General features: G+C 50.1%; 17 protein-coding genes and 1 pseudogene. 7 read left to right on the top strand and 11 right to left on the bottom strand.

All coding sequences use genetic code 11. The features are described from left to right. Window positions 1-88: 88 nt before the first annotated feature. The 6 genes from DX130_RS24985 to DX130_RS24960 all read right to left on the bottom strand — a co-directional run bounded on the left by DX130_RS24985 (window position 89) and on the right by DX130_RS24960 (window position 6622). Window positions 89-1285 (bottom strand): EAL domain-containing protein, encoded by a 1197-nt coding sequence (locus DX130_RS24985; RefSeq protein WP_116050009.1) that lies wholly within the window; start codon window positions 1283-1285, stop codon window positions 89-91. 26 nt (window positions 1286-1311) lie between these two features. Continuing rightward, window positions 1312-2790 (bottom strand): GGDEF domain-containing protein, encoded by a 1479-nt coding sequence (locus DX130_RS24980; RefSeq protein WP_116050007.1) that lies wholly within the window; start codon window positions 2788-2790, stop codon window positions 1312-1314. A 239-nt stretch (window positions 2791-3029) separates the two neighbouring features. Further along, the gene (gene pstB, locus DX130_RS24975; protein WP_116050005.1) at window positions 3030-3788 is read right to left on the bottom strand and encodes a phosphate ABC transporter ATP-binding protein PstB; all 759 of its coding nucleotides are present in this window, start codon (window positions 3786-3788) and stop codon (window positions 3030-3032) included. Window positions 3789-3802: 14 nt separating this feature from the next. Next, window positions 3803-4690: a phosphate ABC transporter permease PstA gene (gene pstA / locus DX130_RS24970; RefSeq protein WP_116050047.1), complete on the bottom strand. Its 888-nt coding sequence runs from the start codon at window positions 4688-4690 to the stop codon at window positions 3803-3805. Continuing rightward, window positions 4690-5595, bottom strand: coding sequence for a phosphate ABC transporter permease subunit PstC (pstC, locus tag DX130_RS24965; RefSeq protein ID WP_116050003.1), 906 nt, complete (start codon window positions 5593-5595; stop codon window positions 4690-4692). Before pstC ends, pstA begins: the two co-directional genes overlap by 1 nt. A 76-nt stretch (window positions 5596-5671) precedes the next feature. Then, a complete protein-coding gene (locus DX130_RS24960; protein WP_116050001.1) occupies window positions 5672-6622 on the bottom strand; it encodes a phosphate ABC transporter substrate-binding protein in 951 nt (316 codons plus the stop codon). Between the two features lie 170 nt (window positions 6623-6792). Here DX130_RS24960 and DX130_RS24955 point away from each other — a divergent pair, with 170 nt between their 5' ends. The 3 genes from DX130_RS24955 (at window position 6793) to DX130_RS24945 (ending at window position 8772) form a co-directional block, all read left to right on the top strand. Then, on the top strand, window positions 6793-7692 hold the full coding sequence (locus DX130_RS24955; RefSeq protein ID WP_116050000.1) for a LysR family transcriptional regulator: 900 nt from the start codon (window positions 6793-6795) through the stop codon (window positions 7690-7692). 206 nt (window positions 7693-7898) lie between these two features. After that, on the top strand, window positions 7899-8276 hold the full coding sequence (locus DX130_RS24950) for a hypothetical protein (protein WP_116049998.1): 378 nt from the start codon (window positions 7899-7901) through the stop codon (window positions 8274-8276). Window positions 8277-8406: 130 nt separating this feature from the next. Beyond that, window positions 8407-8772, top strand: a complete 366-nt coding sequence (locus tag DX130_RS24945) for a hypothetical protein (RefSeq protein WP_116049997.1) — start codon at window positions 8407-8409, stop codon at window positions 8770-8772. Window positions 8773-8928: 156 nt separating this feature from the next. Here DX130_RS24945 and phoU read toward each other — a convergent pair whose 3' ends face one another. The 3 genes from phoU to DX130_RS24930 all read right to left on the bottom strand — a co-directional run bounded on the left by phoU (window position 8929) and on the right by DX130_RS24930 (window position 11802). Beyond that, window positions 8929-9588 carry a phosphate signaling complex protein PhoU gene (phoU, locus tag DX130_RS24940; protein WP_116050046.1) on the bottom strand — a complete coding sequence of 220 codons (660 nt, stop codon included), beginning with the start codon at window positions 9586-9588 and terminating at the stop codon, window positions 8929-8931. Between the two features lie 45 nt (window positions 9589-9633). Further along, the gene (gene pstB, locus DX130_RS24935) at window positions 9634-10389 is read right to left on the bottom strand and encodes a phosphate ABC transporter ATP-binding protein PstB (RefSeq protein WP_116049995.1); all 756 of its coding nucleotides are present in this window, start codon (window positions 10387-10389) and stop codon (window positions 9634-9636) included. A gap of 165 nt (window positions 10390-10554) precedes the next feature. After that, on the bottom strand, window positions 10555-11802 hold the full coding sequence (locus tag DX130_RS24930) for a methyl-accepting chemotaxis protein (RefSeq protein ID WP_116049993.1): 1248 nt from the start codon (window positions 11800-11802) through the stop codon (window positions 10555-10557). A gap of 201 nt (window positions 11803-12003) precedes the next feature. Between DX130_RS24930 and DX130_RS24925 the strand changes: the two genes are divergently transcribed. The 4 genes and pseudogenes from DX130_RS24925 (at window position 12004) to DX130_RS24910 (ending at window position 15365) form a co-directional block, all read left to right on the top strand. After that, window positions 12004-13179: a M20 family metallopeptidase gene (locus tag DX130_RS24925; protein WP_116049992.1), complete on the top strand. Its 1176-nt coding sequence runs from the start codon at window positions 12004-12006 to the stop codon at window positions 13177-13179. A gap of 42 nt (window positions 13180-13221) precedes the next feature. Then, a pseudogene (locus tag DX130_RS24920) lies at window positions 13222-14021 on the top strand (threonine/serine exporter family protein). A 30-nt stretch (window positions 14022-14051) separates the two neighbouring features. Beyond that, complete coding sequence (locus DX130_RS24915) at window positions 14052-14483, top strand: threonine/serine exporter family protein (protein WP_116049990.1); 432 nt, start codon at window positions 14052-14054, stop codon at window positions 14481-14483. A gap of 15 nt (window positions 14484-14498) precedes the next feature. Beyond that, window positions 14499-15365 carry a helix-turn-helix domain-containing protein gene (locus tag DX130_RS24910; protein ID WP_116049988.1) on the top strand — a complete coding sequence of 289 codons (867 nt, stop codon included), beginning with the start codon at window positions 14499-14501 and terminating at the stop codon, window positions 15363-15365. A gap of 37 nt (window positions 15366-15402) precedes the next feature. Here the strand turns inward: DX130_RS24910 and DX130_RS24905 are convergent, their stop codons facing one another. Both DX130_RS24905 and pnpS read right to left on the bottom strand, forming a co-directional pair. Further along, window positions 15403-16125, bottom strand: coding sequence for a response regulator transcription factor (locus tag DX130_RS24905; protein WP_116049987.1), 723 nt, complete (start codon window positions 16123-16125; stop codon window positions 15403-15405). A gap of 103 nt (window positions 16126-16228) precedes the next feature. Continuing rightward, a complete protein-coding gene (gene pnpS / locus DX130_RS24900; protein WP_116049985.1) occupies window positions 16229-18010 on the bottom strand; it encodes a two-component system histidine kinase PnpS in 1782 nt (593 codons plus the stop codon). Between the last annotated feature and the right edge of the window lie 18 nt (window positions 18011-18028).

Raw genomic sequence — 18028 nt, 5'->3', positions numbered from 1 at the left:
AAAGCTAAAATATCCTAGTTCCTATCATACCACAAAACAAGCTCTTCCCAAGCATCGTCGCACCGACAAGCAGGGAAAAGCCCTTATTTTAGGCCGGGAACGGACCCGGTCTGCCAAGGTAATAGCCTTGGGCGTATTGAACGCCCATTCGAGTCAAAACATCCAGCTCTTCCTGCCGTTCAATTCCTTCTGCGATGAGCGGCACGCCAAGCTTGGCGCCTACCTCTTGCAGCGTATGTAGAATATGTGCCTTCACGTCATCCCGATGAATGCGATGGATAATGGATCGATCGATTTTCAAGTAATCGGGACGCAGCTCCACAATGGATTGAAGGGAAGAATATCCCGCTCCGACATCGTCAATGGCGATTTGATAACCTTGCTTGCGATAATGCTGCAACGCCTTTTTTACAGCCGGATAGTCTTCGATAGAGCTTCGTTCCGTAATTTCGAACACGATCTGGTTCGGCTTCAGATGATGGGCCTCCAGGAAGCTCAGCGTCTGACCGGGAGAGAAGGAAGGATCCTCCATAATTTGAGCCATCACATTAATGAACAACTTCTGATTCGGTTCAAGTTTCACGCATCCCCCAATAGCTTCCTCCCGCGCCATCCGATCCAGTGAATACATTCTTCCCGCCTCGCCAGCGAATCGGAACAGCTCCACCGGTCCATGGAACTCGCTGCTGTCACGCAGTCGCGTCAGCGCCTCGTAGCCGAATACGACCGGCTCCTCTCCCAGAGCTACAATAGGCTGATACACGGGGTATATTAATCGCTCTGCCAATATGTGCTGAAGTGCCTTGCGGCTGGCATTTCGTTTCATATCGCCATCGAATTGTCCATGCAGGACCGCTTTTTTAGTTGCCTCGTACCATAACGTATCCGTATCGTTATAGGTTTGACATTCAAGTACGGCTGTTCCGACATACAGATGTCCTTTGTCCTGCTGAATTCCCATCGCCAGTTCCATTTTTCGTACGGTGGAGAAAGCGGTCTGCTCAAGCAGGCTCTCCCACCACACCCGCTCCATGCCATGAAGCTTCACTCTCAGAAATAAATCATCATTTCTCCAGCACCACTCCAGCTTCTGCGCCATGTCGCGAAAGGCAGCAGGCAGCTCTTGCTCCGCCAACTTCCTCCACTGTTCCCGTACGCTCAGATCCGAACCGCGATCTGTTCCCTCACCAAGACGTTCCCACGATAGATAGACTACGCCTGCGTACTCATGATTACCTCGATAGGCTTGACTGCTTTTAGCTCCTGCCACATTATGTATGTTCACAGTCCATTCGTATCCTCTCTATGCTGCTATTCCATTAGGCGCTCCACCATATACATACTGCCTTTAACTGCTTTTGCCCTCTTCTTGAGCTTTGCGGCTTGACGTGAGAAATGCCCGGGATTAGCAGACAATCGTCCATCCCATACCAGTACGGACAGCGATAGCGACACTCCTTCTTGCTGTATGGTATTGCCGCTTCTATCTACCACCGACGTCACTTCTTCACCGCCATAGAAGTCACGAACGCCAACATCGAATTGATGGATCAGCTCCCTGCAAGCCTCTTCCACATCTTCCGGATCCATCATCGCAATAAAGTCGTCTCCGCCGATATGCCCAACGAACACATCTGACTCTCCATTCTTACGGAAAACAACCCGAAGCAAGTGGGCCAAGTAACGAATAAGCTCGTCCCCAAGACCAAAGCCGAAGCAATCATTAAACCATTTGAAGAAATCCATATCTGCATATACCATCGCAAAAGGCTTTTCCAGCTTAATTCTGTTTCCGAGCTCGGTCTGAATGCCGCTGTTGCCCGGCAAGCCCGTCAACGGATTAGCTGACCTCGCTTCCTCTGTCCGGAGCATCGTCATACATTCCAGAATAGCCCTCACAGAAGCGGCACCAGACAGCTGGCCTTCCTTCGTAATGATAACCACGTCATAAAGCCGAAAGTCACTTCTTTCCATAGCCAGTTGAGACACTCGCTCCACCGGCATGCTCTCATCCACGATGAGCGGCTTATTGTCCATGATCCTCTCGACAGACCTGTTCCAGTAAAGGGGCAGACCATATTGACCTGCCAGCATCTGATGCAGCTTCTCTCGCATGAGAAGCCCAACTGGCTCCCCCTCTCTCACGACCACAATGCCTGGCACATGCGCATCGGTATCGAACACATAAGAAGCGTCGGATACAGGAGCGTAGGAAGGTATGGCGGCGATAGAGGAAGCAAGCGATCCGATCAATTGTGCTCCGTTCGTACTGGGGTAAACCTTATCTATTGGTTCCCTTGCGTAGGAGATTTCTGCTGTCGCAACCGGTATTCTCTCTATAGGACTGACGGCCGATGCAGAACGCTCTATCGCCGTTTGAATAGCTCGGTAGACAACCGTCTCTGTACTCGTATTGGAATCTGGTCTCGCAAGAGAGACGCCAAGCCGGAAACTGCAGCCTCGTTGTAGCCCAGAGCCAGCCTCCTCAGTCGCAGCCGTTTCCACCACTATTAATTGCTCACGAAGCCGTGCCATCGATTGCTCAGCGCTTTCCCGGTATCCCTCCTTGTCGTTACGAATCTGCAACATGAAGTAATACTCATGGTCCAGCCGCTGCTTCCAGAAGATTGCCTTCTCCTCCTTTTCCCAGATTTCTACAGTAGGATGTGCAGCCTCGAAATCAGGCCTAACCTCCATATAAAGGACAGCAACGCCGAAGCCGGTGGTCCATTGATTACGAATGGACTGTATCAATCCTTGATGCAGCAATCCCAAGCCGATCTCGCCCATGCGAATCCCCTCGATGCCAGTTTGTTGAATCCTAATGACCCTTTACCTAATAACATAATGGAATAATGTGAACATTGATCTATGTAATTGTTAGTGGCGCGTAAAATGACAAAAAAACCGAGACTTTTTTCCTAATCCCTCTTTAATAGGCAGCACGATCACCGAATAAAAAAACAATCCCCAGATGGCGCGTCGCCGACTGGAAATTGTCTGAAGGAATGGCCCAATACCGTTCTTGCTTATCCGAATCTTCCTGAGATGTAATCGCTCGTTTCCTTTTTCAAAGGATTAGTGAACATCGTCTCCGTATTGTCGTACTCCACCAGCTCGCCTGAGAGGAAGAAGGCAGTCTTGGAGGATACGCGTGCCGCTTGATGCATGTTATGCGTGACGATGACGATGCAAAAATCCTGTTTGAGCTCGGAGATTAGTTCCTCAACCTTAGAGGTCGATACTGGATCGAGCGCCGATGCCGGCTCATCCATCAGAATAATGTCCGGTTTGACTGCGATGGAGCGCGCGATGCACAGACGCTGCTGCTGTCCGCCCGACAGCTTGAGCGCAGAGGTATGCAATCTGTCCTTCGTCTCTTCCCACAGAGCCGCCTTGCGAAGCGACTGCTCCACGAGTTCATCCAGCTCTCGCTTCTTTTTCAATCCGTGATAACGCGGACCGAAAGCGATATTCTCGTAGATCGATTTGTGGAACGGATTGGGACGCTGCCATACCATACCGATCCGGCGGCGAAGCAGGACGACATCCGTCTTCGGATGATTGATGTCCTCATTGCCAATCCATATCTCCCCCGTCATCCGCGCATTCGGGATGAGATCGTTCATCCGGTTCAGCGTGCGCAGGAAGGTCGACTTCCCGCAGCCGGACGGTCCGATCAGAGCCGTGACGTCTTTATTGTTAAAGTCTATCGTGACATTTTTGACGGCTTTGTTGTCGCCGTAATAAACGCTCAAATCCTTGACGGATATCCCTTTTTCAGCCATATGCTAGATGCCTCCTATTTCATAGCGGTAAACTTGCGGTGCATGAATCTGCCAAGCCACCTTGCCAGAAGGTTGAACAGAAGCACGGTAATAACAAGCACGGCGGATGCCCCTGCAGCAATCTCCGCTGCATCGGGAGCAAGTCCTTCGGAATTAATCTTCCAAATATGAACGGCGAGCGTCTCAGCAGGACGGAACGGGTTGAGCGGAGAAACCGGGCTAAGCGGGTTCCAGTCCGAGAAGTTGAGTCTCGGAGAGCTCATACCTGCCGTGAAAAGCAGCGCAGCCGCTTCGCCGAATACGCGTCCAGCTGCAAGGATCGTTCCCGATACGATAATCGGCAGTGCGATTGGCAGCATAATGGACGTAATGGTTTTCCACTTGGTCAAGCCAAGCGCCAGGGCCGCCTCCTTCTGCTCACGCGGTACGCTCTTCAGTCCTTGCTCGGTAATACGTACCATGAGAGGAAGATTGAAGATCGTAAGCGCCAGGGCGCCAGCGAATAGCGAGAAGCCAAGTCCAAAATAATTGACGAGCAATAATAGTCCGAACAAACCAACGACGATCGAAGGGAAGGAAGACAATACTTCCACCACAAGTCTAATGAAGTCTGTAATCTTGTTCGCCTTGGCGTATTCACTCATGTAGATGCCTGCGCCAATGCCAAGCGGAACCGTAATAATCATCGTCAGAACGAGAAGGAACAGCGAGTTGAACAACTGGGGACCGATGCCTCCGCCCGCACGGATCGACTCTGGCGGCGAAGTAAGAAAGTCAAAACTCAAGTGCCCAAGGCCGCGCACTAGAATAAAGCCCAGCAAGCCGGCCAGTACAAGCACGATTAAACCCGCTACACCGATAATGACAGCTGTCGCGATCTTGTCTACTGTTTTGGGTTTCATCATAATTTCGACCTCTTTTCCAGCCAGCGTACGATAAAGACGAAGATAAAGGTCATGACCATCAAGATGAGCGCCAAGGACCAAAGAGCATTGTTATGGGCCGAACCGCTGACGGTATTACCCATGCTGAGCGTAATGGCGCTTGTCAGTGTCGAAGCGGATTCGAACAAGCCGCGCGGAACGAACGGTGCGTTGCCGATAACCATCTGGACAGCCAGCGCCTCTCCGAACGCTCTGGCGAGACCAAGCACAACACCGGTCATCAGTGAAGGCAGCGTCGTCGGCAGTACAACCCGATATATCGTTTGCCAACGGGTAGCGCCAAGCGCATATGATCCTTCCTTGAGTCCGGAAGGCAGTGACGCAAGGGCATCCGTAGCAACTGTAGTCATCGTTGGTAAGATCATAATCGATAAGACAAGAGCACCTGCGGCAATGCCGACACCCTGGCCCGGGAAGACGTCCCTGAAGAAAGGTACGATTACGCTAAGTCCGATAAATCCATATACGACGGAAGGAATGCCCGCAAGCAATTCAATGACGGGCTGCAAATATTTGCGCCCGAATCTAGGTGTAATTTCAATCATGAATACGGCTGCACAGAAGCTGAGCGGCGCTGCGATCAGCGCGGCAAGCATCGATGTACTGAATGAGCCGAATATGAACGGCAAGGCGCCAAAGAGAGGCGGTTGACCCTCCGGACTCCACTTTAGCCCAGTAAGCAGGTCGAGCACGTTTACATCATTTTTAAAAAAGGTGCTGAGACCTCTGGATGCTACAAAATAAACCATCGCGACAATCGTCGTTACGAGCACCAATACGCATAGAGTCGAATAGATGCGGCCGACCCATTCTTCTGCAAAATGATTGTTGGCTGATATTTTTTTATCGGTAGTTTGGGCCATATGAATCTCCTCTACAGAGCTTGAAAGAGGCAGATCGGTTGTCCGCCTCTTTCGTGCTTAGGAATGGGAAGCTATCTTATTTTTTTGTGATATTGCCTTCAATATCGCGAGTAATTTGCATTTTTTTCGCAGGAATGTAGCCAAGCTCTACCACTGCGCCGTCTTGAACTTCGTCAGTCATCATGTAGTCCAGGAAAGCTTTAGCCACTTCGTTAGGCTCGCCTTTCGTGTACATGTGCTCGTAAGCCCATACCGGATACGTGCCGTTTGCTACGTTCTCTTCGTTAGCCGCTACGCCGTCGTAAGCAAGCGTCTTAACGGAATCATCAAGGTAAGACAGGGCAAGATATCCGATAGCGCCTGGTGTTTCGCCGATAATTTTACGAACTGTACCGGAGGAATCCTCTTGGATGGAACCTTGCAGATCGTCTGTTTTCGTGCCAAGTGCATATTTTTCAAAAGTAGCGCGAGTACCGGAGCTGGATGGACGGTTAATGATGACGATTTTTTGATCGTCGCCGCCAAGATCTTTCCAGTTCGTCACTTTGCCAGTGAAGATATCAATCAATTGTTGTTTTGTCAGTGTATCCACGTTCACTTTAGGGTTTACAACAGCCGCCATAGCTACAACAGCTACTTGATGGTCAACCAGCTCGCCAGCTTTGTCAGCGTCAAGCTTCTCTTCAGCGTAAACGTCGGAGTTGCCGATGTCCGATTGTCCTTCGGAAACTTGCGTCAGGCCAGTACCGCTGCCGCCGCCTTGTACTTGAATCGTTACGCCGCTGTTTGCATCCATGAATGCTTTCGATGCTTGGTCAACCAAAGGCTGAAGTGCCGAAGAACCTGTAGCTAGAATCGAACCTTCCAATTTCTTTGGTTCAGGAGTAGGCTCTGTAGTTGGCTCTGTAGATGCGCTATTTGTCGCTGGAGGCGTGCTTGCATTCCCTCCATTGTTAGTGTTTTTTCCGCATGCTGCCAGTGTGAACGTTAATACAATTGCCATAATCAACGTGACCGTCTTCTTCATTTCCTAGTTTCCCCTCTCACTACCTGTTTGGTTTTGTTTACAAGACTTATTGTAGAGCGATGGCATTATCCTAATGTTTTCTGTTTGTAAAATTAACAATTAAATATTATAGAATGAATCTATAATTTCGCTTATAATATTGATAATACCTATGATTTTGGAGGCGGCTTATGAGTTTGTTAAAAATGAAGTTAATTGTCTACATAGATCGCTACAAACAGATCACTGCTGTGGCGAATGCGCTGGAGCTCAAGCAGCCCACCATCAGCTTTCATATGAAGAAAATGGAGGAGGAATGGGGCGTCAAGCTATTCGAATCGCGTACTGGCAAAGTGCTGTTGACTCCAAGCGGCAAGATGCTGCTGAATTACGCACTTCAAATTACAGCTTTGTACGATGAAGCCATGACGCGCCTGTCCGACATGCATGATAGCAAGCGCAAACGCTTTGTCATTGGCTGCAGCAATAGCGCCGCTGCGTATATGACTTATTCCTCGGCTTTGCGACAGCTTCAGTCGCTGCGCGGACTCGCCAACATTTCCGTAGTCGTCCATGAGCGCGAGGAGCTGTTCGATAAGCTGGAGCAAGGAACTGTGGATCTTGTTTTATGCGGGGAAGACCGTATCCACGGCGAAAGCGGAAATTATCACCACCAAGTGATAAACAGTGGAGCCTTGAAGCTCGTTGGTGCGAGCGTTCATCCTTTACTGGCGTCGGCAGAAGGCGGTGCCTTGTCTTCGGACATGCTGAGCGATGCGGCAGAAACGGTCGAACTGGGAGACGTCTCGGTACAGCAATGCATTGCAAAATGGAGTCAAAGCGAAAACCACTATTTCCATACCGGTGTTTCCTATGGCTCCGTCGAGCTTGTCCTCAATCATCTTGCCGATGCCGATACGCTCACTCTGTTGCCCGAATGTCTTATCCCCCGCGACGGCCGTTTCGCCGTATTACCGTTATGGGGCGATGTCCCAGCATGGAAATTGATTGCGAGCTGGTCCAGGCACTACTGGGATCAGGAACTGATCGTTGCCATCATGCGTTTGCTGTCACCTCAACCAGCATCATAATCGAGATCATTTTGCATGACACTTACGCAATCTATCTTCGATAGAAATTAGAAACATTTATTGATTACATATACTATATTTACAATTTGTTCTAATTTACTTAAAATGGTCCTATGTGAGCGATTTATTCTCTGAAAAGGGGGAGGTTGTGCATAGAGAGGCTTGCATGTCGCAAATTTACATCTATTAAGCAAAGGAGTTGTATTATGTTGTTGAGGAAAAAAGCAATCACCGTCATGATCTTTACTACTATATTGATGGCGCTGCTCCCTGTGCTGCAAGTCAATGCGGGCACGCGTTACCCGCTGACGCCTCCTGCCTATGGTTTCTATGAACTGGTTACCGGTTCCGGCACGCTCGTAGTCGGCGTGGCAGGAGAGGCAAGCCATCCGAATCCGGAGGTTGGCGGTGTACCGGCTTGGTGGACGTTAATCATTCAAGCCCCTAACGGAGATGTGCTTTATAGCCAAAGTCAAGGCTCTTACGCCGTTCTGAACAACCTTCCATACGGAACATACAAAATCAGCTTCCAGGCAGGCAACGTTCATACGTACTGCTCCTATTTCTCGGCAGTGTTCCAATAACATCGAATCGTCTTCATTTATGTTTTTAGGATAGTTCTCTTTTCACCTTAGCTATCAATAAGTTCTCCGAGTCTTTGTAAGCGGTTTCCATGAATCCCAAACTTTCTATTCAAGGAAAGGATGTGCTGCTATGTTAAGAAAAAAAGCGATATCGGTTATGGTCTTGTCCGCGATATTAATGGCGCTGCTCCCTGCTCTCAGCGCTTCTGCTGCTCGTATTCCATTGCCGCCTCCGGCTTATGGCTTTTATGAACTCGTGACTGGTTCCGGCACGCTTGTCGTCAGCGCGGAAGGAACCGCAAGTTATCCTTTCCCGGAAGCCGCTGTACCTGCATCCTGGGCGCTGACCATTCAGGAATCTAATGGAACTATTTTGTATCATCAAATGTACGGCACCCATGCCGTGCTGCATAACCTGCCGCACGGAACGTACAAAGTGACATTCCAAGCAGGTGTGCACACGTATGCCTCGCATTTCTCGGCAGCATTCCAGTAACGACAACTTTTTTATTCCACATGCTCTTCAGGAAGCTTTATCATAATTTCAGATCTTCATTACTATTTACTAACCATCGAAATATACGTGGGATAAAAATAAGCCTTCCATCCCACGTATACAATGGGATGGAAGGCTCCTTAGTTCTTGTCTTTATTATACGTTCAAATCCGGGCGTGATCCTGTCACCAGGTAAACGACGCTTTCGCCAATGTTCGTCGCATGATCTCCGAATCGCTCCAGATAACGACCGACAAAGCTGAGCAGCGAGGACTGCGTAATATTGCGCGGATTTTCCATCATGAGCGAGTACAGTTCGCGAGTAATTTGTCCATACAAGGCATCAACCTGATCATCGTCCTTAGACATCTTGTAGGCCAGGTCCACATTCTCTTGAATGAAAGACTGAATGGATTCATAAGTCATTAACTGCACGATCTCGGCCATACGAGGCAAATCGATCAATGGTTTGATCAGCTCTTGTCCTTCCAGACGTAGCACGACTTTAGCAACATCGACGGCCAAATCGCCCATTCGCTCCAGATCGCTTGCAATTCTGAATGCGGCAAGAATCCGGCGCAGGTCTTTGGCTACCGGCTGCTGGGTGGCGATAAGCTTGGAGCCGATTTCCGTTATTTGTTCTTCCATTTGATTCAGGGTCGGATCGTTCGCAATAATCTCCTTCGCGCGCGCCACATCAATCGTTTTCAGCGCACTCATTGAATCGGCAAGAGCACTCTCTACGAAGCTTCCCATCTCAATAATTAGTTGATGAAGCTTCTCCAGTCCCTGATCAAACTCTTTTCTCATCGTCATCATAATCGTGCATGCCTCCCCTATCTCCCAGTGATGGTCTTTCGCTTAGCCGAACCGTCCCGTAATGTAGTCTTCCGTACGTTGGTCTGTCGGGTTGGAGAACAGCTTCTCGGTCTCCGCATATTCCACGACCTCGCCATTCAAGAAAAACACGGTCTGATGCGATACCCTTGCTGCCTGGTGCATATTGTGCGTCACCATCACGATCGTATATTTATCTTTGAGCTCTTGCGCCAGCTCCTCGATCTTCAGTGTCGAGATCGGGTCCAGCGCAGAAGTCGCTTCATCCATGAGAAGTATATCCGGATTGACCGCAATCGCACGCGCAATACATAAGCGCTGTTGTTGTCCGCCCGATAGACCGAGCGCGGACCGCTTCAAGTTGTCCTTGACCTCGTTCCATAATACGGCTGATTTCAAGCTTGACTCTACAATCTCATCAAGTTCCCTTTTGTTAGTTGTTCCGTGAAGTCGCGGGCCGTAAGCGACGTTGTCATAGATCGATTTCGGAAACGGATTAGGCTGCTGAAACACCATGCCGATCTTTCTTCTCAACGTCTCCACTTCCACCTCGGAAGAATAGATGTCCTCTCCATTGATGAGCAGCTCACCTTCAATTCGCGTGCCCGGAATCATATCGTTCATCCGGTTCAGCGTACGAAGCAGTGTCGACTTTCCGCAGCCGGACGGTCCGATAAAGGCCGTAATCGCCTTTTCGGGAATCGTAAGCGAGACGTCTTTGAGTGCATGGAACTGGGTATAGTATAAGTTGAGACGATTGATGTTGATTAATGTTTTCAAGCCCTAATCCCCCTTCAGGTCCATTCGCACGATGCCGGGAGCATTTGCGAATGCAGCTTGCATTCTGAGGTGCAAGCAAGCTTTATCATAAACAGCCATTAAGCGTATAAAGCGATTCTAGTTCGCTTTCTATCATACTTTCGCAATGTAAATCGCATGTTTCTTTTATGTAAACGTAGTGTTAAATGTAGACTTGCGCAGTTGATCAAGCTCTTCCGAGGCTTGTGCCGCTTGTTGGTAGGCCTGATCGGTCAAGTATTCAATCTTCTTCGCGCTATCCCGATTCGTCGCCGCAACCTGGAACAAGGAGCCGAATGCGTCTTCCGCTTCTTTCACTTGCAGCTCGCTTGCAACCGTCTCATTCCGTCCCGCCTCGGCCAAGTCTGCTGTATGACCGATCGCATCCAGGATCGTTTTGGTCAGCTTCGTAATTTCAAGTGCTGATTTTTTGGTCTGACTCGCCAGATTCATGACTTCTCCAGCTACAACCGCAAATCCCCGGCCATGCTCGCCGGCTCTTGCCGCTTCAATCGATGCATTAAGCGCCAGGAGATTGCTCTGATCTGCCAATTCCTTTATCCATCCTGAAACTTTGCTAATCGAGCCTGCCTCCGCCTGCAGCTCCGACATCTTCTTCTCCTGCAACCGCGATGTAGCTACCATGCTTCCGAATGTATGGGTTACGCCATCCAGTGCTGTTTTGCCGCTTAACGTCAAGTCCACCATATCCGCTGACAACGATTCCCCCTGCGTCGTCGATTGCCTCACACTTTGGATTGCTGACTGAATGTCCTTCATCCGCTGATCAACCGATTCGATTGTCCGCAGCTGACTTTGTATCGACTGCTCCTGCAATGTTCTGGATAATGCCAATAAACGACTGACCGTTACAATGCCGGCGAAACGACCGTTTCTCGATAGGATGACGCAATCATACAACACCCGCTCATCCCGGCTTAACGCCCGATCAATAATATGCTGCGGCGCACTGTTCAACTCCACCATAAGCGGAGCGGAATCCATCAGGACAACAATCGATTTTTCGTAAAACAAATCCGCACTGTACCGACTGCCCAGCTTCAGAAAGAAATGATTCCTCATCATCAGTCCTTTGACGTTCCCAGCCTTGTCACATATCACGACACACTCCGAAGCTGCATGCTCCTTGAAGATGGACATGACCCCTCTGCATGTATGCTCCTCGTCCACAACCGGCGCATCCTGAAGGAAGGACTCCAACAGGACGGCAGGCATTGCCGTTTGGGCAACCTCTGATACAGGTGTTACTGCGTTGCATCCGCCTTGATTGAACGTTAGATCATCCGATTTATCGATAGGGGCAGATGGTTTCTTGGGCTCGTCCGTTTTGACGCCGGCCTGCTGGGCACGTTTCTCCAGTAATTCGATGGTCATGGATGCACTCTCCTTATCCTATCTTCTCTGACTACACTATAGGACCTTAGCATCATCCCGGTTTTAGCGAGATGTTAACGCAATGTTAAATGTCTAACTTTTCCGAAATAACTGCAACATATCGAATCCGCAGGCAGTATGATAAACTAGGTATCGAGGAAAAAGCTTCAAGGAAAGACGCTACAATTGGAGGAATACAGAATGACAACCAAACAAACCGTAATGGAAACGATAGAGCAGCACGCGGATACGTTCCGCGCTATATCCCGAGCGATTGGTAATAGACCAGAGCTTGGGCATGAGGAAGTATTCGCTTCCGGCTTATTAAGCGAAGAGCTGGAGCGGCAAGGCTTTAAAGTCGAGCGTGGAACGCTTGGCATTCCAACCGCCTTTATCGGAGAATACGACTCTGGCAAAGAAGGACCGACCATTGCCTTCCTGTGCGAATACGACGCCTTGCCGGAAATTGGGCATGCCTGCGGACATCATCTCATTTGTTCCATGAGTATGATTGCAGCAGTTGGCCTGAAGTCCGTCATTATGGAGCTAGGCGGGAAAATTCGCGTATACGGCACGCCGGCAGAAGAGACCAAAGGCGCCAAAGTACCTATGGCGGAAGCCGGACTGTTCGACGACTGCGATATCGCCTTGATGGCCCATCCGTACCATTCATACGAGCGTTCTGGCGAATCGCTGGCACTGGATGCGATTCAATTCGAATATACAGGCGTTGCGGCACATGCCGCAGCCAGCCCGCATGAAGGCGTCAATGCGCTGGATGCGGTCCTGTCGCTGTTCCACAATGTCAATGCAATTCGCCAGCAGACCCGAAGTGATGCACGGATCCACGGCATTATCGACAATGGAGGCAAGGCGCCTAATATTATTCCAGACTACGCCTCTGCCAAGTTCTATGTACGCTCCGCGACCCGCTCGTATACGAACGAACTGAGGGCCAAGGTTCTGCGAATTGCAGAAGGCGCAGCACTGGCGACAGGCGCTACGCTTAAGGTAAGCAACTATGAGTTCTCTTATGACGAGCTGCTCACGAATGAGACCTTATCAAGCCAGTTCAACGCCAATTTGATGGAAGCTGGCATTAGGCCGGAAGAGATCGAATCCGGCAAGGACAACGGTTCTTTGGATCTGGGCAACGTCTCGGTCCGCTGTCCGGCTATTCATCCCTACGTGAAAGTAGTGGATGAGCGATACATGCTTCATACCGAGGCGTTCCGTGATGCAGCGATGACCGAACGGGCGCTGGACGGAATGATTTTCGGAGCGAAAATGCTTGCAGGTACCGCATACGACGTAGCGGCCAACCCTGAGCTGCTCGCTCGCATCCGTGCGGAATTCCATGCACGGACCTCCAAGTGATCGCTTCGGCGAACATGAACACCAATTAGAGGACTGATAATCATGTCGGATCATCCGATTCCTATCGAGAACGATAGCTTAAACGCGGGACTATCCCAGTCCCAAATCAATCTCATCACCCAAACCTGCCTGCTTGCCGGAAAAATCATCCTGCAGAACGGCGGAGAGACATATCGTGTGGAAGATACGATGGTGCGGATCGCCGCAGCCTACGGCGTCGAAAGCTCGCATAGCTTTGTGACGCCTACAGGACTTATCTTCGCCGTTGACGGCGCTTCGAATGTGACAAGGCTCTATCGCATCTCGGAGCGGAACAACAACCTGCTGAAAGTATCGATGGTGAACGATATCTCCAGACGCATCAGCGGCGGCAACCTGCCTGTCGAAGAGGCCTTCCGCCTGCTTGAGGATCTTGACCGGACACCGCATGCCTATCGGAACGTATACAAAGTCATTGCTGCATCGATTGCGAGCGGCTGCTTCCTGATTATGTTCCAAGGCAGTTGGTATGACTTCCTGCCTGTAGCGCTAATTGGGGGGCTAGGGTACTTATTTTTTCTGATCATTCATCATTTCGTTCCGATTAAATTTTTCGCCGAGTTCTTGACTGCAATCATGATCGGCGCATCGGCTTCCCTCGTCGTCCATTTCGGACTGGGAGCAGATTTGGACAAGATCATCATTGGCTCGGTTATGCCGCTCGTTCCGGGTTTGCATATTACGAATGCCGTCCGCGATCTGATGGCGGGCCACCTCGTATCCGGCTTATCGAAGGCGCAGAAGCGTTCCTGACGGCGTTTGCGATTGGAGCCGGAATTGCTACCGTCTTAACCTTTAATTAATCTAGAATTTCTCAAGGGAGCTAGGAGCTCATGTACATCGTTGCCCAAATCATAACAAGCTTTATCGCTTCGGCTGCATTCGGTTTTGTATTCAATGTGCCAAGGCGATTACTGCCGCATTGCGGGGCTGTGGGCATGGCCGGGTGGATCGTCTATATCGTCGGAATCGAGCTGAATCTGGATGCGATACCCGCTACGCTAATTGCCGCTTTTCTTGTGACCGTACTCAGCCAGTGGTTCTCGAAGCTGAATAAGACGCCGATCATTCTCTTCAGCGTATCCGGCATTATTCCGCTCGTTCCCGGCGGACTCGCTTATGACGCCATGCGCAATGTCGTCGAGGATCAATACGATACGGCTGTGCAGCTAGCGGTGAAGGCCTTTATGATATCCGGCGCAATTGCGATCGGACTTGTATTCTCTGAAGTGATTAATCAAATTATTCGCAGATCAGAACGTTAGGGGGTACCCGATTAGATGGAGGCAATCAACGAAAAAGTCGTATACGAGAATCCGCTGCTGTCGATTCGCACTTTCCGTACATTGAGAGATGAAGGGGGCTTTACGAATTGGCATTACCATAAGCAGCTCGAACTACTGCTCATTATGGAGGGCCATCTCGACGTCTACTTAGAAGAGGACAGCTACCATCTGGGTCCCGGAGAAGTGATCATTATTGGCGACTCCGAGCTTCACCGCGACCGCAGCAGCAAAGTGCTGGATTACATTGTACTCCAATTCGATCTGGAGCAGTTTTTTGATCATAGCTCCATTCCATACATGAGATATTTCTCGGAGACACATACTCCGCTCAGCAAAGCCAATTATATTTTTCGGGAAAATGAAGAGATCAAGACGCAGACGGCCGCTTGTGTGGAAGGCATTCTAAAGGAAGTGTCTCGCAAGGACACGGGATATGAGCTTGCCGTCAGCATCCTGATCAAGCAGATCCTTCTGTTGCTGCTAAGAGGCGATACACGCAAAATGTTGGTCGAGCAAGATAATTTTGAGAAGATTCGGTTGAAACCTGTGCTTGATTATGTGGAGAACCATCTTAACGATCGGATACAGGTCGAGGAAGTGTGCAAAATCGCGAACATGAGCTATTACTATTTCGTGAAATATTTCAAAAAAACGATCGGCCTCTCCTTCACCGAATACGTCAATTATCGCAAAGTGAAATGGGCAGAGCGCATATTGCTGACCAAGGATCTCAGCATCTCCGAAGTCGGAGAGAAGATCGGCATGCCGAACATGGCGCATTTCTATAAGATGTTCAAGAAATACAACGATTGCTCGCCGAAGCAATTCCAGCGGAAGATGCTCGCCTGGCAGCGGCCTTAAACCCCCTGTCGTCTCCGCACAAAAAAAGCTCGCATCCCTATCCTTTAGGGGTTGCGAGCTTTTTCGGCATAACCAGCTTATAGCCTACGCCACGTATCGATTCGATCTGCACAGACTGTTGTCCGAGCTCCAGCTTCTTGCGCAGTGAGCTGACATGAACGTCAACCGTGCGCTGTCCGCCGATGTAATCAAAGCCCCAGACGACATTCATCAAGTCGTCACGGGTAATGACCATCCCCGGGCGCTGCACCAGATAAAGCAGCACTTCGAATTCCTTGGGTCTTAGCGGTATCGGCTCACCGCCTACGACGACCTCGTACTTCTCCGGATAGATCGACAATTCGCCAACCGTAATCACTTTCTCGTTCGTCGCTACCAGCGGTGCGTCATCCTGCTGCGTACGTCTCAATACGGCCGATACGCGCGCAAGCAGCTCCGCTACACCGAACGGCTTCGTAATATAGTCATCTGCCCCATGCTTCAACCCCTGTACGACCTCTTCTTCCGCATTCCGAGCGGTCAGAATAATAACAGGCGTGCGTACACCATTCTGGCGAAGTCGGTTAAGCACTTCGAATCCATTCAAGCCTGGCAGCATAATATCAAGAATAATAAGATCGAAGCTCCGCTGCAGCGCCGTCTGCAAGCCCTCGCCGCCATGGTCAATAACGGTCGTCTCGTACCCCTCTTGCGTCAAGTTGTACGACAACAGCCTTGCGAGCGTCGGTTCGTCTTCAATTACTAGCACTTTATGCGACATATTGACCTCCAACCTTGGGAATCGGGCGCCGAGCCCGTCTTCCTCGCTTCAAGATGAATCATCCTTAGTTTACCATGGTTTCATGAAGAATAGGTAAACCTTTTTATTGAATCACTGGCAATTCTATCGTGAACGTAGTCCCTACGCCAACTGTGCTTGTTACGGATAATGTTCCTTTGTGCAGCTCGACAAGATGCTTCACGATGGACAAGCCAAGACCGGTGCCGCCTGAGCTGCGCGACCTCGCTTTGTCGACACGGTAGAAGCGCTCGAATATCCGCGGCAAATCCTTCTTCGGAATGCCGATTCCGGTATCCGTAATTTGAATACGAATATGATCCTGGTCCGACGCATGTACGGAGACGCTCACTCGCCCGCCTTCCGGTGTGTAGTTGATGCCATTGGAGAGCAGGTTCATCATGATTTGACGAAGGCGATCCTCGTCCGCTTCGACATATAGACCTGTTTCAATACTATGGCTCAGTTGAATTTGCTTGCGCCGCGCTTCCGGCTCCAGCAGGGTGAACGTATTGCTGACGAAACTCTCCATCTCAACCGGAGAGAAATAAAGCGGAACACGTCGTGATTCAATCTTCGACAGCTCTAGGATGTCCCCGATCAATCGGTTAAGCCGCTCGCTCTCGTCGAATATGATTTGCAGGAAGGACTTCGCCGTCTCCTCATCCTTCACCGCGCCGCCTAGCAGCGTCTCCGCAAAGCCCTTCACCGCCGCAATTGGCGTCTTCAGCTCATGAGACACGTTAGCGACAAACTCGCTTCTCATCCGCTCCAGCCTGCGAATCGCCGATACGTCCTGCAGGACGAGCAGGACGCCGCCGAATTCGCCTGGACCGCTCTGGCTGATCGGAACCAGATTGAGCTCCAGCAGTCTCTCCTCCGGGAAGTAAAAGGTGATCTCCTCACGCAGATGTCTGCGCGTATCCAGCGCCTCCTGGATAATCTGTGCCAATTCGTACTGTTGCTTCGCTTCTGTAAAGTGTCTGCCCACCAGCTCCCTGGCGGAGAAGCCGAGCACTTCCTCTGCCCTGCGGTTCATGAGCAGAATTTGACCCTTCGAATCGATCATGACGACCCCGTTAATCATATTCGCCAGGACGCTCTCCAATTGGCTTTCATTCTGCTTGATACGAGTCATCTGCACTTGCAAGCTGTCTGCCATCGCGTTAATGGCTGTGCCAAGCTCGCCAATCTCATCCTGCTTCCTGACCTTCACCCGCGCTCGGTAATCCATATTTTTAATCCGCTTCGCTACTTTGGTGATTTGTTCCAGCGGTCCTGTAAGGCTCTGCGCGATCCGATAGCTGATCAATGCCGCGACGACGAACAAGATAAGCAGACCGCCGATAAGCACCATCGTCAATCTTCCAATGCTTTGATCGACTTCCTGCAAGCTCATAGCCAGCCGCAGAACGTAGGGTTCCTGGCCTTTATTGATTTCAACAGGAATGGCGACATAAATCATATTCTGACGCATCGTTTCGCTGGGACGGACTGCACGGCCTATTCCCTTCTTAAAAGCGTTCTGCACCTCTTCGCGATCCAGATGGTTGTCCATCTTCGTGGCATCATAATCCGAATCGCCGACGACAACGCCGTCACTGCGGATGAATGTGACCCTTGCATCCGTATACGTCTTCAGTTCCTTCGCTTCTTTTGTATAATACGATGTCATAGCTCCCAGATCATCGCCCTTATGCCAGTCCATCTTCGCTGCGATGACCTTCATTTGCCGAACCATATTATCTTCAAGCGCATTAATATGATTCTCTTTAAACGTCTTCATCATGAGCATGCCCGCCGCGAAGACGGATATAGCAATCATCGATATCATGATAAACGTTAATCTCGTACGAAAGCTGTTCATCCCGTTATGCTCCTTTAC

This window comes from Paenibacillus paeoniae (assembly GCF_003388735.1).
Taxonomy (GTDB): Bacteria; Bacillota; Bacilli; order Paenibacillales; family Paenibacillaceae; genus Pristimantibacillus; species Pristimantibacillus paeoniae.
This window is presented reverse-complemented; position numbering and strand designations above follow the sequence as displayed.